Annotated in this window: 11 protein-coding genes; 5 read left to right on the top strand and 6 right to left on the bottom strand. The window is 74.7% G+C overall.

What is annotated here, in order from left to right; translation table 11 throughout:
- The first annotated feature begins 318 nt into the window (after positions 1-318).
- Positions 319-711 carry an SCO5389 family protein gene (locus tag ACFU7Z_RS03110; RefSeq protein ID WP_030282024.1) on the top strand — a complete coding sequence of 131 codons (393 nt, stop codon included), beginning with the start codon at positions 319-321 and terminating at the stop codon, positions 709-711.
- 89 nt (positions 712-800) lie between these two features.
- Here the strand turns inward: ACFU7Z_RS03110 and ACFU7Z_RS03105 are convergent, their stop codons facing one another.
- Positions 801-1949, bottom strand: a complete 1149-nt coding sequence (locus ACFU7Z_RS03105; protein WP_049655749.1) for an LLM class flavin-dependent oxidoreductase — start codon at positions 1947-1949, stop codon at positions 801-803.
- A 390-nt stretch (positions 1950-2339) separates the two neighbouring features.
- On the opposite strand from ACFU7Z_RS03105, the gene ACFU7Z_RS03100 reads away from it, so the two are divergent.
- Positions 2340-2663, top strand: a complete 324-nt coding sequence (locus ACFU7Z_RS03100) for a hypothetical protein (RefSeq protein WP_049655743.1) — start codon at positions 2340-2342, stop codon at positions 2661-2663.
- A 20-nt stretch (positions 2664-2683) separates the two neighbouring features.
- On the opposite strand, the gene ACFU7Z_RS03095 is transcribed toward ACFU7Z_RS03100, so the two are convergent.
- Positions 2684-3451: an ABC transporter permease subunit gene (locus tag ACFU7Z_RS03095; protein ID WP_074001455.1), complete on the bottom strand. Its 768-nt coding sequence runs from the start codon at positions 3449-3451 to the stop codon at positions 2684-2686.
- 1 nt (position 3452) lies between these two features.
- Positions 3453-4457 (bottom strand): ABC transporter ATP-binding protein, encoded by a 1005-nt coding sequence (locus tag ACFU7Z_RS03090; protein WP_049655738.1) that lies wholly within the window; start codon positions 4455-4457, stop codon positions 3453-3455.
- A 93-nt stretch (positions 4458-4550) separates the two neighbouring features.
- Between ACFU7Z_RS03090 and ACFU7Z_RS03085 the strand changes: the two genes are divergently transcribed.
- A complete protein-coding gene (locus tag ACFU7Z_RS03085; RefSeq protein ID WP_380775611.1) occupies positions 4551-5348 on the top strand; it encodes an alpha/beta fold hydrolase in 798 nt (265 codons plus the stop codon).
- Positions 5345-5665: a hypothetical protein gene (locus ACFU7Z_RS03080; protein WP_049655736.1), complete on the top strand. Its 321-nt coding sequence runs from the start codon at positions 5345-5347 to the stop codon at positions 5663-5665. The genes ACFU7Z_RS03085 and ACFU7Z_RS03080 overlap by 4 nt, the downstream gene beginning before the upstream one ends.
- A 102-nt stretch (positions 5666-5767) precedes the next feature.
- On the opposite strand, the gene ACFU7Z_RS03075 is transcribed toward ACFU7Z_RS03080, so the two are convergent.
- From ACFU7Z_RS03075 to mce, 3 genes are all read right to left on the bottom strand, one after another.
- A complete protein-coding gene (locus ACFU7Z_RS03075) occupies positions 5768-6697 on the bottom strand; it encodes a cellulose-binding protein (RefSeq protein WP_049655735.1) in 930 nt (309 codons plus the stop codon).
- Between the two features lie 117 nt (positions 6698-6814).
- Entirely contained in the window at positions 6815-11905 is a 5091-nt protein-coding gene (locus ACFU7Z_RS03070; protein WP_380775609.1) for a hypothetical protein, read from the bottom strand.
- A gap of 509 nt (positions 11906-12414) precedes the next feature.
- The gene (gene mce, locus ACFU7Z_RS03065; RefSeq protein ID WP_049651447.1) at positions 12415-12855 is read right to left on the bottom strand and encodes a methylmalonyl-CoA epimerase; all 441 of its coding nucleotides are present in this window, start codon (positions 12853-12855) and stop codon (positions 12415-12417) included.
- A 280-nt stretch (positions 12856-13135) separates the two neighbouring features.
- Between mce and ACFU7Z_RS03060 the strand changes: the two genes are divergently transcribed.
- Positions 13136-14329, top strand: coding sequence for an acetyl-CoA C-acetyltransferase (locus ACFU7Z_RS03060; RefSeq protein WP_074001457.1), 1194 nt, complete (start codon positions 13136-13138; stop codon positions 14327-14329).
- Positions 14330-14459 lie beyond the last annotated feature (130 nt).

Genomic DNA, 14459 nt, shown 5'->3' with positions numbered 1-14459 from the left:
GCGGGATCGCTGTCAACGGGGATGGAGACTTCAGATGAACGATCCGACGGGATCCGGCCAATCTGGTGCACCGCACTGTGTTTCCGAAGCAATCCACAGGAATGACGGGCCCGCCGCTCCGTTGACTGCCACGCTGTTGTGAGCGCGTTCGGTGTCCGGGACGTCACGTCCCGTGGCGCCGCCGCCGTCGCGAAGGCGCCGGAAACCCCTGTCCCTCGGTGTTCCGGACGCCCCATGCGAAACCACCACCCTCACTGTGAGCTTGACCTACGCACGACCACCCGGGCGCCGCGCGGGTGGACCGCGAGAGGAGAATCCATGTCGCTCGACGTCTCACCGGCCCTGCTGGAGAAGGCCGAGCGGGGCGAGGTCGACGAGCGGGAATTCGTCGACTGCGTCCGCGTCTCGCTGCCGTACGCCTGGGACCTGATCAGCTCGCTGGTCGCCCAGGCGAAGGTCGACGGCACCGACTTCGCCGACAACCAGGTGCCACCGCCCAGCGAGCAGGCCCGTGGCCAGCTGCTGCGCGCCCTCGCCAGCGACGCCATCCGGGGCGCCCTGCAGCGCCACTTCGGGGTCCGGCTGGCGTTCCAGAACTGTCACCGGGTCGCGGTGTTCCTGCCGTCGGAGGCCAACGCGGCGCGGTACGACCGCTTCACCTCGGTCCGGGAGCAGCTGCTCAACCAGTCCGAGGAGCTGCGGGACTGCTGATCGCCTTCCCGCGGTGCCGCGGCGCCGGCCGCCCCGTTCCCCGGTGCGGGGGGAGGGGCGGCGGCCCGGGCCCGTGACCCGTACGGGGCTCAGCCCAGTTGCGGCAGCACCTCGGAGCCGAGCCGGGCGATGTTGTGCAGGGTCGTCTCCTCGTCGCCGCTGCCCTCGGCGAGCAGGGCGAAGCGCCGGATGCCGGTGCGTTCGGCGGTGGCCAGCAGCCGGTCGGCGCACTGCCGCGGGGTGCCCACCGCGTGCAGGTCGCAGAGCAGCTCGGTGTACTGGCGCGGGTCGCGCATCCTGCGCTCTCGGCCGTCCACGGTGCGGTGGGCGCCGAGCCCGTACTCGAACCAGCCAGGCATCGCGTTCAGCAGCGTGGACCGGGCCGCCGCGGCGCGGTCGTCGACCTGGGCCACCCCGGCCGCGACGTGCCGGCGGCCGATCCGGCGCAGCTGCTCCTCGGACCGCCCGGCGGCCAGCCAGGCGGACCGGTAGAGCTCCAGCATCCGCAGCTTGTCCTCGTCCCCGGAGTGCATGCCGAGCAGCATCGGCAGGCCGCGCTCGGCGGCCATCCGCACCCCGCCCGGCGAGGTGCAGGCGACCACCACGGGCGGGCCTGACACCGGCCGCCCGGAGGCGGTGAGCTCCTCGCCGAGGCCCCCGTCGTCCCGGCGCTGGCGCGGGAAGCGCACCGGGCCGGACCGTTGGCCCAGGCCGAGCCAGCTGCTCAGGCCGGGCCGCCGCACTGGCTCGGTGGCCCGCGGCACCACCGCGACCTCGGGGAAGGCGAACTGCGGGCCGTCCGCGCCCACCCGGGAGCCGCGCAGCCAGCGCAGCAGCAGGTCCAGCCGCTCCGGGAAGCCGTTCTCGAAGGCGTCCACGCCGCCGCCGAACACGTCCAGGTCGATCCACGGGCCGCCGCGGCCCACCCCGAGCGTGAACCGTCCGCCGGAGGTGAGGTGCAGCAGCGCGGCCTGCTCGCCGAGCCCCACCGGGTGGCGGGTGGAGAGCACGCTGACCGCCGTGCCGACGCCGATCCGGCGGGTGCGGCCGAGCAGCAGCCCGGCCAGCGTGGCGGCGTCCGGGCACACCCCGTACGGCACGAAGTGGTGCTCGGCCAGCCAGACGCTGTCCAGGCCCGCGCGTTCGGCCTCGACGGCGGAGTGGACGGTGCGCTCCAGCGCCTCGCCGTGGCTCTGCCCGGGGAACTGCGCGGACAGCAGGAACAGGCCGACCCGCACCGGACCGGTGGCCGGCGGCAGCGCGCCGGCCCACTGGGTGGCCGGCAGCGGCTCGCCCGCGACGGCCGTCACCGGGGGGACGGAGGTCAGCGTCGGGCCGGGGGCGGGTGACCGGACCCCGACGGGCCGGCCGCTCTCGGCTCGGGCGCTGGTCTTGCTCATCGTGGGGCCTCCTCGGGTGCGCGCAGGGTCTGCGGGCCCCGCCTTCTCCCCCTGTGGGTATCGGATGTCATGTGCCAATGGCACGCCGAACCCCGAATTTCCCCGATGATCGGGTGGATCTCGGCAAAAACGCCGAAGTGCCGGACGGAGCCGTGGTAGTGGCCGTACGGGGCCCCGGGCGGCCGTAGGCTGGAACGACCCAGAGGCCAGCAGGAGAGGGAGTCCGCCGTGTCGCCGCGCCGCAACCGGATCAAGAGCGCCGCCCCCCACGAGAGCGCAGAACCGGCCGCCCCGCTCGGCGGTTCGCTGCGCCGCACCGAGAGCTACCAGGGCGACGACTGGGTGGTCCAGACGGTCGCCGGGACGGCCGGACGGTTCTACCGCTGCCCGGGCTGCGACCAGGAGATCCCGCCGGGGACGGGCCACGTGGTGGCCTGGCCGATGCACGGCGCGGGCGTGGACGACCGGCGGCACTGGCACCGCGCCTGCTGGGGAGCGCGGGAGCGCCGGGCCTCCAACCTGCTGCGGGGCCGCGGCGCTCCGCGGTACTGACGGCCGGGCCGCCGGGACGGCTACGCGTCGCGCTTCTTGAGCACCAGCGCGCCGCCGACCAGCGCGGCCGCCGTCCAGGCGAGGCAGATCAGGAAGCCGGTCCACGGCCCGTACGGCTGGCCGTGCTGCTCGTACACCAGCAGCATCCGGGAGCCCGCGTAGTCGGGGAAGTAGTGGGCCAGGGTCTTGACCTTCGGCACCGCCGAGAGGATCGGCGAGAGCAGGAAGAAGAACGGCACCAGCACGCCGAGCGCGAGCGTCTGGTTGTGCAGCATCGTGGTGACGCCCGCCGAGAACAGGCAGAGCAGCGTCAGGTACAGCGCCGCCCCGAACACCGCCCGCAGCACGTTCGGTTCGCCGATCGTGGTGGAGTGCTCGCCGAGCAGCGCCTGGCCGGCGAAGAAGGTGGCGAAGGCCGTCACCAGCGAGACCGCGAGGGCCAGCGCGCCGAGCACCACGGCCTTGCCGGTGAGCAGGGTGCCGCGCTGCGGGACGGCGGCCAGGGTGACCCGGACCATGCCGCTGCTGTACTCGTTGCCGATCGCCAGCACCCCGAAGACGATGATCGCCAGCTCGCCGAGCATGATGCCGGAGAAGGACGTCCCGGTGGCGTCGAACGGGGACTGGTCGCCGCGGCGGAACTCGGTGAAGTTGTTGTTGGTGAGCAGGGACAGCAGCGCGCCGATGCCGACCGTGACGACGAAGGTCAGCGCGAGCGTCCAGACCGTCGAGCGGACGCTGCGGATCTTCGTCCACTCGGAGCGCAGGACCGCCGGGAAGGACGCCATCTCAGTTCTCCTCCTGCCGTGCCGTGGTGTTCTGCGGGGCGCCGTCCGCCTTCCAGCCGGCGCCCCACTCGGTGGGCGCGCCGGCCGCGTCCAGGCCCGGTCCGTCGCCCGCGTGGTACTCCACCGAGTCGGCCGTCATCTGCATGAAGGCCTCCTCCAGCGAGGCCTGCTGCGGGCTGAGCTCGTGCAGCACCACGCCCTGGCCGGCGAACAGCTCGCCGAGCCGGGCGATGTCCCCGTCGACCACCTCGTAGGAGCCGTCCGGGCCGGGTTCGTGCCGCAGGCCGGCCCGGGCCAGCACGTCGAGCAGCCGCTCGGGCTCGGGGCCGCGCAGCCGTACGGCGGAGCGGGAGTTGCGCCGGATGAACTCCGGCATCGGCAGGTCGGCGAGCAGCCGGCCCCGGCCGATGACCACCAGGTGGTCGGCGGTGACGGCCATCTCGCTCATCAGGTGGGAGGAGACGAAGACCGTCCGGCCCTCGCCGGCGAGGCGCTTCATCAGGTTGCGGATCCAGAGGATGCCCTCCGGGTCCAGGCCGTTGACCGGCTCGTCGAACATGACGATCTCCGGGTCGCCGAGCAGCGCGGAGGCGATGCCCAGGCGCTGGCCCATGCCGAGCGAGAAGCCGCGGGCCCGCTTGCGGGCCACCGGGGTGAGGCCGACCAGGGCGAGCACCTCGTCGACCCGGCGCTCGGGGATGCGGTTGCTCTGGGCGAGCCAGAGCAGGTGGTCGCGGGCGGTGCGGCCGGGGTGGACGGCCTTGGCCTCCAGCAGTGCGCCGATGTACTTGAGCGGCTCGCTGAGCTGGCCGTAGCGCTTGCCGTCGATGGTGACCCGGCCGGAGGTCGGGCGGTCGAGGTCGAGGATCATGCGCATGGTGGTGGACTTGCCGGCGCCGTTGGGGCCGAGGAAGCCGGTCACCACGCCCTGGGGGACCTGGAAGCTGAGGCGGTCCACCGCGAGGGTCTTGCCGTAACGTTTTGTCAGGTCGTGCAACTCGATCATTCGCGCTCCCTCAGGTCTTTGCCAGGCTAGGACAAAGGGGGTATCGCGGCCCGCTGAGTGGGCCCGCCGGGCGTGCCGGAATAGGTTGGTGGCATGACCCAGCTCCCCTCCGCAGTGTCGGTCCGCGAGAGCGGTACCGGAACACCACTCCTGCTGCTGCACGCCTTTCCTCTGAACGCCTCGATGTGGTCGTCCCAGCTGGACGCGCTGCCCGGCCTGACCGGGGACGAAGCGCGGGTGCTCGCCCCCGACCAGCGGGGGTTCGGCGGCACCGGGCTGGGCGACGACGAGCCCTCGCTGGACCTGGTCGCGGATGACCTCGCGCTGCTGCTGGACGCCGCCGGAATCGAACGCGCGGTGGTCGCCGGGCTCTCCATGGGCGGCTACGCGGCGCTGGCCCTGGCCCGCCGCCACCCCGACCGGCTGGCCGGCCTGCTGCTCGCCAACACCCGGGCCACCGCCGACACCGACGCGGTCCGGGCCAACCGGGAGCGGATGGCCGCCGCCGTCACCGCGCGGGACAGCGTGCGGCTGCTGCTGGACGAGCGGGTCGCGGCCGGGCAGCTCGGGCCGGACTCGCAGCACCTGGTGGAGCGGGTGGAGGCGATGGTCGCCGCCGCGGCGCCGGCCTCCGTCGCCTGGGCCCAGCGGGCCATGGCGGCCCGCCCGGACTCCCTGGACGTGCTGGCCGGCCTGCCGGTGCCGGTCGCGGTCGTGGCGGGCGCCGAGGACGCCCTGGTGGCGCCGGAGGAGGCCGAGGCGATGCTGCGGGCCCGGCCGGACGCCGAGCTGACCGTCCTGCCCCGGGTGGGCCACCTGAGCGCCCTGGAGGCGCCGGAGGCCTTCGACGCCGTCGTGCGCGCCCTGCTCGCCCGGGTGGCCGCCGGATGAGCCAGGAGAGCCAGGACGCGGCGGCCTGGGACTTCTCGGCGCTGGAGGTGAGCGGCCGGATGCCGGTGACCAACCGGGGCGAGGGGCTGGTCGAGCTGACCCTGGAACCGCTCGGCGAGGACTACTGGATGCGCCCGGGGGAGACCTTCATCGTCACCTCGTACGGCGACTACGGGCCCGGGCACCCCTTCGAGGTGCAGTACTGGCCGGACTCGGTGTCGGTCTGGTGCACCTCCTGGTTCGGCACCGTCTCGGACGACGAGGGCAACCAGCTCAGCAGCGGGTACCAGCGGCCGGACGGCGCCTACCCCCGCTAGGGACCCTTCGTCAAGCCGCGCCGGAGGCGATGACGGCGCGACAAGCCGACAGGCCCTCACCCGGGCGGGTGAGGGCCTGCGGTGCGGCTCGGCCGGTGTGCGTCAGCGCGACTGCTGGGCGGGCACGCCCAGGGTGTCGTCGGTCGGCAGCGAGGCGGCGGCGACGGCCGCGCCGGTCAGCGTCGCCAGCATCTCGCGGACGTTGGTCAGCTGGGCGTTGATGCTGTCGCGGCGGTTGGTGAGCGCCGCCAGCTCGCGCTCGGATTCGCTGCGGATGCGGTCGGCCTTGGCGTTGGCGTCGGCCACGATGTCCTCGGACTGGCGCTGGGCCGTCTCGACGGTCTGGCGGGCGCGGCGCTCGGCGTCGGTGCGCAGCTTCTCGGCCTCCAGGCGCAGCTGCTCGGCCCGGTGCTCGATCTCGGCCAGGCGCTTCTCGGCCTTGGCCTGACGGGCGGCCAGGTCGCGCTCGGACTGCTCGCGGCGCTTGGCCAGGTTGGTCTCGAACTCCAGCGCGGCCTGGGCGGCCTTGGTGCGGGTGTCCTCGAAGAGGGCGTCCGCCTCCTCGCGCTTGTTCTGGGCGTCCTTGTTGGCCTCGGCGCGCAGCTGGGCGGCGTCGCTCTTGGACTTGTCGACGATCCGCAGCCCCTCGTCCTCCGCCTTGGCCTTGCGGTCCTTGGCGTAGTTCTCGGCCTCGGTGCGGACCTGCTGGGCGGCGGCCTCGGCGAGCTCGCGGTGCTGCTCGGCGGCGCGGTGCGCCTCGTCGCGCAGGTCCTTGGCCTCCTCCTCGGCGAGTCGCAGGATCTTCTCGACCCGGGCGCCGAGACCGGCGTAGGAGGGCTCCGCCTCGGTGACCGCCGCCTGGGCGGACTGGGTCTCGAGGTGAAGCTCCTCGATGCGCTTCTCCAGCGCGCTGATCCGGGTCAGGGCACTGTCACGGTCGGCCACCAGCTTGGTGATCCGCTCGTCGACCTGGGCGCGCTCGTACCCACGGCGCACCAGGTCGAAGCCGTGAGGGGAGTGACTGTCGCTCATGGGGTTCTGGGCTTCCTGTCGTCAAACCGCTGAGGTGGTTGAGGGAATCCTGACACGGTACCGGAGTGTCGACGGCGTTATGCCGTTCTCTCACGGACAATGACCGCCAATGTCCGCTCAATCGGGTGGTGAGCTCTTGGAGCGATTGCCACCCGACCGGGGGGAGCCAACTCCGGCACCGGCCTTGGCGCCCCCGTCCTTCTTGGTGCTGCTTCCCCCGTTGGCCTGGGCGACCGGTGACGGCGCCTCGAACGCCTCCAGGGCGGACAGCACGTCCTGGACCCTGGAGATCTCGGTGTTGATGTCCTTGCGGCGGCGCACCAGTTCGTCCAGCTCGCGCCGGCCCTCGTCGGTGACCCGCTTCGCCTCGGCCTTCGCCTCGGCGAGCAGCCGCTCGGCCTCCGCCTTCGCCAGCTCGACCTGCTCGTCCGCGGACTCGTCGGCGTCCCGCAGCCGCTTCTCCGCCTCGGTGGAGGCCCGGTCCAGCCGCTCCTCGGCCTCCGCCTCGGACGACCGGAGCTTGGCCTCGGCCTTCTCGATGAGCGCCTCGGCGCGGTCCGTGGAGTTGGCGAGCTTGGTCTCCGCCTCCTTGAGCAGGCCCTCGGCCTTGCGGACGGCGGACAGCCGGACCTTGCTGGCCTCCGCGGAGGCCTCCGAGGTCAGCTCGGCCGCGCGGTCCTCGGCCGCCGCGACCAGGGCCGCCGCGCGGTCCTCGGCCTCGGCGACGGTGGCCACCGCCTGCTCCTCGGCCTCGGTCAGCTGCTCCTGGGCGGCCGTCACCAGCGCGTCCACCCGCTCGCCGGCCGACTTCATGGCCGCCGCGTTCTCCTTGCGGGCGCGCTCGTGCAGGGCCTCGACCTCGGCGTCGGTGCGCTCGCGCAGCTCCTCGGCGCGCTCGCGGATCGCGGTCGCGTCCCGGCGGGCCTCGGCGAGCAGGGTGTCCGCGTCGGAGCGGCCCTTCTCGACCTCGGCCTGACCGGCCGCCTCGCCGGCGGCGACCAGCCGGTCGGCCTCCTTGCGGGCGGCCGCGACCATGGCGTCCGCCTGCTCCTCGGCGGCGGCGGTGGTCGCCAGCGCGGTGGTCTGGGCGTCCTCGCCGAGCGCCTCGGCGTCCGCGAAGGCCTTCTCCAGGACGGACTTGGCGTGCTCGCGGGTGGCCTTGTCGAACTGCTCGGCGGCCTCCCGGGTCTCCGCGTCGTAGGCGTCGGCGCGGGAGTGGGTGGCGGAGTCGTAGTCGTCGGCCAGGGTGCGGGTGGCGAGGGCGTACTCGTCGGCCTCGGCGCGCAGGGCCGCGGACAGCTCCTCGGCGTCGGCGATGCTCCGGGCGCCCTGGGCCTCGGCCTCGGCCACCGTACGGGCGGCCTGCGCCTCCGCGTCGGCGCGCAGCTGCTCGGCGGCCTCCTGGGCGGCCCGCAGCTCGGCCTCGGCCTCCGTGCGCAGCTGCCCGTCGTAGGCCCGGGCCTCGGCGCGCTGCCGGCCGAGCTCGTCCTCGACGGCCTCCCGCTCGGCGGCCAGCTCCAGCTCGGTCTGCTCGCGCAGGGCGGTGGTCTCGGCCTCGGTGCGGGCCCGCAGGTCGGCGGTCTCGCGGTCGACGAGCTCGCGCTGCTCGGCGCTCTCCCGCTCGACCAGGCCGCGCAGCTCGGCGGCGTACGCGTCGGCGGACTCGCGCTGCTCGGTGCTCTCCCGCTCGGCCAGCTCCCGCTGCTCGGTGGTCTCGTACTCGGCGAGGGTGCGCAGCTCGGTGGCGTCCTGCTCGGCGGCCTCGCGGAGTTCGGTGACCTCCTGCTCGGCGGCGGCCCTGAGCGCGGCGATCTGCTCGGCGGCGGCCTCGTGCATGCCGGCCACCGACTGGCGGACCTCGGCGGCCTCGTCCTCGGCGGCGGCCACCAGCTCGGCGCCCTCGGCCTTGGCGGCGGCGATCAGCTCGGCGCGGTCGGCCCTGGCTTGCTCCAGCTCGGCGCCGGCCTCGGCGCGGATGCCGTCGGCGGTGGCGCGGGCCTCGGACAGCTCGCGGCCGGCCTCGGCCCGGACGGTCGAGGCCTGCTCGTTGGCCAGGGCCAGTTCGGCGGCGGCCTTCTCGCGGGTGGCCTTGGCGTCCTTGGCGGCCTCGGCGCGGCGCTGCTCGGCGGTGGCCTCGGCGCGCTCCAGCGCCTCGTCGGCGGCGGCGCGCTGCTCGGCGGTGTGGGCGTCGGCCTGCTCGCGGACCTCGGCGGCGTAGGCGTCGGCGGCGGTCTGCTGCTCGCCGGCGTACGTGTCGGCGGCCTCGCGGACCTCGACGCTGTGCTTCTCGGCGGCCTCGCGGACCTCGACGCCGTACCGGTCGGCGGTCTCGCGGACCTCGGCGCCGTACCGGTCGGCCGCCTCGCGGACCTCGGCGGTCTCCGCCGCGGTGCGCTTGGTGAGGTCGGTGGCGTGCTGTTCGGCCTCGGTGCGGACCCGGTCGGCGTGGGCCTCGGCGGCCTCGCGCTGCTGGGTGGTCTCCTGCTGGGCCAGGGCCCGCAGCTCCCCGGCGGCCTGCTCGGCCTCGGCCCTGGTCTCCGCGGCGTAGGCGTCGGCCGCGGTGTGCTGCTCCGTGGCGTACGTGTCGGCGGCGGTGTGCTGCTCGGTGACGTACGTGTCGGCTGCGGTGCGCTGCTCGTCGGCGTACGTGTCGGCGGCTTCGCGGACCTCGACGCTGTGCCGGTCGGCCGCTTCGCGGACCTCGGCGCCGTACTGGTCGGCGGTCTCGCGGACCTCGGTCGTCTCCGCCGCGGTGCGTTCGGTGAGGTCGCCGGCGTGCTGTTCGGCCTCGGTGCGGACCCGGTCGGCGTAGGCCTCGGCGGCCTCGCGCTGCCGGCTGGTCTCGCGCTGGGCGAGCGCCCGCAGCTCTCCGGCGGCCTGTTCGGCCTCGGCCCTGGTCTCCGCGGCGGCCTGTTCGGCCTGCTCGCGGGCGGCCTCGGCCGCGTCCAGGTGCTCGGAGGTCTCCTCGCGCTCGCGCCGCAGGCCGTCGGCGGCCTCCTCGCGTTCGCGCCGGCTCTCCTCGCGCAGCGCGTTCGCGGCCGCCTCGGCCTCGGCCCGGGCCCGGGCGGCCTCGGTGTCGGCCTCGGTGCGCACCCGCTCGGCGTCGGCCACCGCGGCGTCCCGGACGGCCTTCGCCTCGGCCTGTGCCTCGGTGGTCGTAGCCTCTGCCACGGCGGTCGCCTCGGCGCGCACCCGCTGGTCGAACTCGGTTGCGTCGCGCCGGAGTTCGGCGGTCTCGCGCTCGGCGGCGGACCGGTTCTCGGCGGCCGCGGCCTTGGCGGCGGCGAGCGCGTCCTGGCCCTGCTGCTCGGCGGCCTCGGTGATCTTCCCGGCCTCGGCCCGGGCCCGGGTCAGGGTCTGCTCGGCCCGGCCCTGGGTCTCGGCGGCCTGCTCCTGGGCCTGCTCGCGCAGCCGCTCGATCTCCCCGGCGGCACCCGCGCGCAGCTCGTCCGCGTCGGCCTTGGCCTTGGTGAGCAGCTCCTCGGCGTTCTTCGCCGACTCCTCGATCTGGACCACGGCCTGGCGGCGGGCCTCGCCGCGCACCCGGTCGGCCTCGGCGGCGGCCTGGGCGCGCAGCTCCTCGGCCTCGGCCCGCAGCCGGGCCGCCTCGTCCTGCATCTGCTCGATCCGCTCGCGGATCGCGGCGGCGTCGTCCAGGGCGGCGTTCTGGGCCTGCTCGACGGCGGCCTGGGCCTGCTCGCGCAGGCGCTGCGCCTCGGCGGCGGCCTCGGCGCGGATCCGCTCGGCCTCGGCGGCGGCCTCGCCGCGCACGGTCTCGGCGTCCTGGTCGGCCCGGCCGAGGACCTCCTCGGCGGTCTTGGCGGCCTTGGCGAGGTGGACGGTGGCGTCCTTGGCACCGGCCGCCCGGCCCGCCTCCTCGGCCTCGCCGCGCAGCCGCTGGGCGTCGGCCTCGGCGTGCGCGCGCAGCTCGGCGACGTCCCGCTCGGCCAGGGCGCGGAGTTCGGCGATCGCCGCCTCGGCCTCGGCCTTCAGTTCGGAGGCCACCGACTCGGCGGTGGCCCGCAGCCGCTCGCTCTCCTCGGCGGCGGCGGCCCGGGCGGCGTCGGCCTCGGCCTGCTTGGTGGCGGCCTCGGTGCGGACGCCCTCGGCCTCGGCCCGGATCGCCGAGGCCTCCTTGGTGGCCTGGGCGACCATCCGGGCCACCTCGGCCCGGGCGGTCTGCGAGCGCTGCTCGTTGGCGGCCTCGCCGTCGGCGACCCTGCGCTCGGCGGCGGCCTCGGCGTCGGCCTGGAGCTGCTCGGCGGCCTGCTCGGCCTGGGCGCGCAGTTCGGTGGCCTCGTGGCGGGTGCGCTCCGCCTCGGCGATCGCCTCGGCGCGCAGCCGCTCTATCTCGGCCTTGGCGGCGGCGAGCTGCTGCTCGGCCCGGGCCTGCTCGTTGGCGGCCTGCGCCTTGAGCCGGCCGATCTCGGCCTGGGCGGCGACCAGCTGGCCCTCGGCGGCGGCGTGCGCGGCGGCCAGCTGCTGCTGGGCCTCGCCGCGGGCGGCGTCCACGTCGGCGGCGGCCTGGGCGCCGGCCTGCTGGGCCTGCTCGGAGGCGGCGCGCAGCAGGCGCTCGGCGTCGTTCTGGGCCCGCTGCAGGGCGGCCTCGGCGGCGGCCTGGGCCTCGCCGCGGGCGGCGTCCACGTCGGCGGCGGTCTGGGCGCGGGCGTGGTCGGAGAGGGCGACGGCCTCCGCACGGGCGGCGGCGACCATCCGCTCGGCCTCGGCGCGGGCGTCCTGGAGCAGCCGCTGGGCCTCCTGCTCGGAGCCGGCCCGGGTCTGCTCGGCCCAGCCGTTGACGTGCTGCTCGGCGGAGCGGCGCAGCTCGGCGAGCTCGTCCTCCAGCTGGCGGCGACGGGCGGCGAGGTCGGCTTCCAGCCGGGCGGTGCGCTCGGCGGCCTCGGCCATGATCCGCTGGGTGGCGGCCTGGGAGTCGCGCAGCTGGCGCTCGGCGTCGGCGCGCAGCTGCTGGGCCTGCATCTCGGCGGTGCGGAGCATCTGCTCGGCCTGGCCGGAGACGGCGTCGAAGGCGCGCGGCTGGGCCAGCATCCGGCGGGACTCGTGCAGTTTCGCCCGCAGGACCTCCACCTGGTAGGCGAGGTCTTCGGCATGCTCGACTGCCTTGTCGCGCTCCTTCCGAGTCCGACCCATCTCGGCCTCGAACTGGGAGAGGTGATCGTCAGCCTCGTAGCGGTCGTTGCCCCGCACTCCGCGGTCCCATCCATCTCCTGGTCGCGTCCTCGACCCGGCCGGTTCCGGGCTCCGGTATCCCGGGCGCCGGTCCGACTGGTCCTTGCATCCGCAGCCGGTGGACGGTCCCCCGCCATGCCGGGGCCGCCCGCCGCGGTCGTCGGAATCCGGGGCGCGGGAGCGCGGGGGTGCCGCGTTCCCCCGTCCGAGTGGACTCCTGGGCGAACTCTTGCCTTGTGGAGAATGGTGACAGATCCGTCTTGCGACTGTTCAGCCGTGCCCGCGTAATGGACTCCCCTTGCGACGGGCCGACCGCCGGAGGGCGGACAGGCCTGTCTTCGGCCGTGCCCGTCGCCTCCGTCCCCCGGAGCCTTCGCGCACCTGGGCATTGTAGTGGGAGCGCACTGCGGGGGAATGGCCGCAGGGGTGTTTTCCGGCTCTTCCCGCCAGGTTACTGACGGGTCATGACCGACGGACCGTCGGCTGCCCCCGGGACGCCGCGCGCCCGGGGGCGGGCCGGGAGGGGGTCAGTGCCCGTCGTGGCCCTGCTGCGCGGAGGTGACCAGCTCGGTCAGCACGCCGCCGCAGTCCTTGGGGTGCAGGAAGGTGATCCGCGAACCCATCGAGCCGATCCGCGGCTGGTCGTAGAGGACCCGGACGCCCTTGTCCCGGATGGCCTCGGAGTCGCCGTCCACGTCGGCGGTGCCGAAGGCGATGTGGTGCACGCCCTCGCCGTTCTTCTCCAGCCACTTGGCCACGGTGGAGTCGGGCCGGGTGGGCTCCAGCAGCTGGAGGTACGAGGCGCCGCCGTCGTCGGTGCCGTTGATCCGGAGCATGGCCTCGCGGACGCCCTGCTCCTCGTTGACCTCGGAGTGGAAGACCTCGAAACCGTAGGTGGCGCGGTAGAACTCGACCGTCTTGTCGAGGTCTCGGCAGGCGATGCCGATGTGGTCGATGCGGGTCAGCACGACGGCCTCCGGGAGGTGGGGAGAAGGTGGTGGGGCTAAAGGTGCACCCAGTGCAGCGCATGGCCCGCGACGGGCGCCAGTGCCGGGCGTGCGAGCCTGCTCACACGGCGGGCCGCCCGGCGGGCGGCCCGCGGGCGGTTCACCCGGAGCGGGTCGGCACGGTGTTGACTGGATGGTGCCAGTGCGCTCGATCACACCGTCGCTCCGGTGACGGGCGGGTAACGGGTCAGTACATTGAGCGCATCCTCACCTGGCCACGACGTGCGAAGGGGCCCGTCCCATGACCAACACCACCTCTGTGATCGTTGCCGGTGCGCGGACCCCGATGGGTCGCCTGCTGGGTTCCCTCAAGGGCTTCTCCGGCGCCGACCTCGGCGCCGTCGCGATCAAGGCGGCCCTGGAGCGGGCCGGGATCACCGGCGAGCAGGTCCAGTACGTGATCATGGGCCAGGTGCTCCAGGCCGGCGCCGGCCAGATCCCGGCCCGCCAGGCCGCCGTCAAGGCCGGCATCCCGATGAACGTCCCGGCGCTGACCGTCAACAAGGTCTGCCTCTCCGGCCTCGACGCCATCGCGCTCGCCGACCAGCTGATCCGGGCCGGCGAGTTCGACATCGTGGTGGCCGGCGGCCAGGAGTCGATGACCAACGCCCCGCACCTGCTGCCGAAGTCCCGCGAGGGCTTCAAGTACGGCGCGATCGCGATGCTCGACGCGATGGCCCACGACGGCCTCACCGACGCCTACGAGAACATCCCGATGGGCGAGTCCACCGAGAAGCACAACACCCGCCTGGGCATCCCGCGCGAGGCGCAGGACGAGATCGCCGCCGCCTCCCACCAGCGGGCCGCCAAGGCGCAGGCCGACGGGGTCTTCGACGCCGAGATCGTCCCGGTCGCCATCCCGCAGCGCAAGGGCGAGCCGGTGCTGTTCAGCCAGGACGAGGGCATCCGCGCGGACACCACCGTGGAGGGCCTGGCCAAGCTGCGCCCGGCCTTCACCAAGGACGGCACGATCACCGCCGGCACCTCCTCGCAGATCTCCGACGGCGCCGCCGCCGTGGTCGTGATGAGCAAGGCCAAGGCCGAGGAGCTGGGCCTGACCTGGATCGCCGAGATCGGCGCGCACGGCAACGTGGCCGGCCCGGACAACTCGCTCCAGTCGCAGCCGTCCAACGCGATCAGGCACGCGCTGGCCAAGGAGGGCCTGGAGGTCGCCGACCTCGACCTGATCGAGATCAACGAGGCCTTCGCGGCCGTCGCCCACCAGTCGATGAAGGACCTGGGCGTCACCTCGGACATCGTCAACGTCAACGGCGGCGCCATCGCGCTCGGCCACCCGATCGGGATGTCCGGCGCCCGCGTGGTGCTGACCCTGGCGCTGGAGCTGCAGCGCCGCGGCGGCGGGGTCGGCGCGGCCGCGCTGTGCGGCGGCGGCGGCCAGGGCGACGCGCTGATCGTGCGCGTCCCGAAGGCCTGACCGGCTCCGACCCGACTTCGGGGCGTGTCTGACAGTTCCCGCCGGGTGCGCGACGCCGGTGCACGCACCTCGCCGCGTTGTCGTCGGTCGCCGATGCTCCGCATGGACTCCCTCCTCCGCCTTGCGATGC

Source organism: Kitasatospora sp. NPDC057518, assembly GCF_042802075.1.
Classification (GTDB): domain Bacteria; phylum Actinomycetota; class Actinomycetes; order Streptomycetales; family Streptomycetaceae; genus Kitasatospora.
This window is presented reverse-complemented; position numbering and strand designations above follow the sequence as displayed.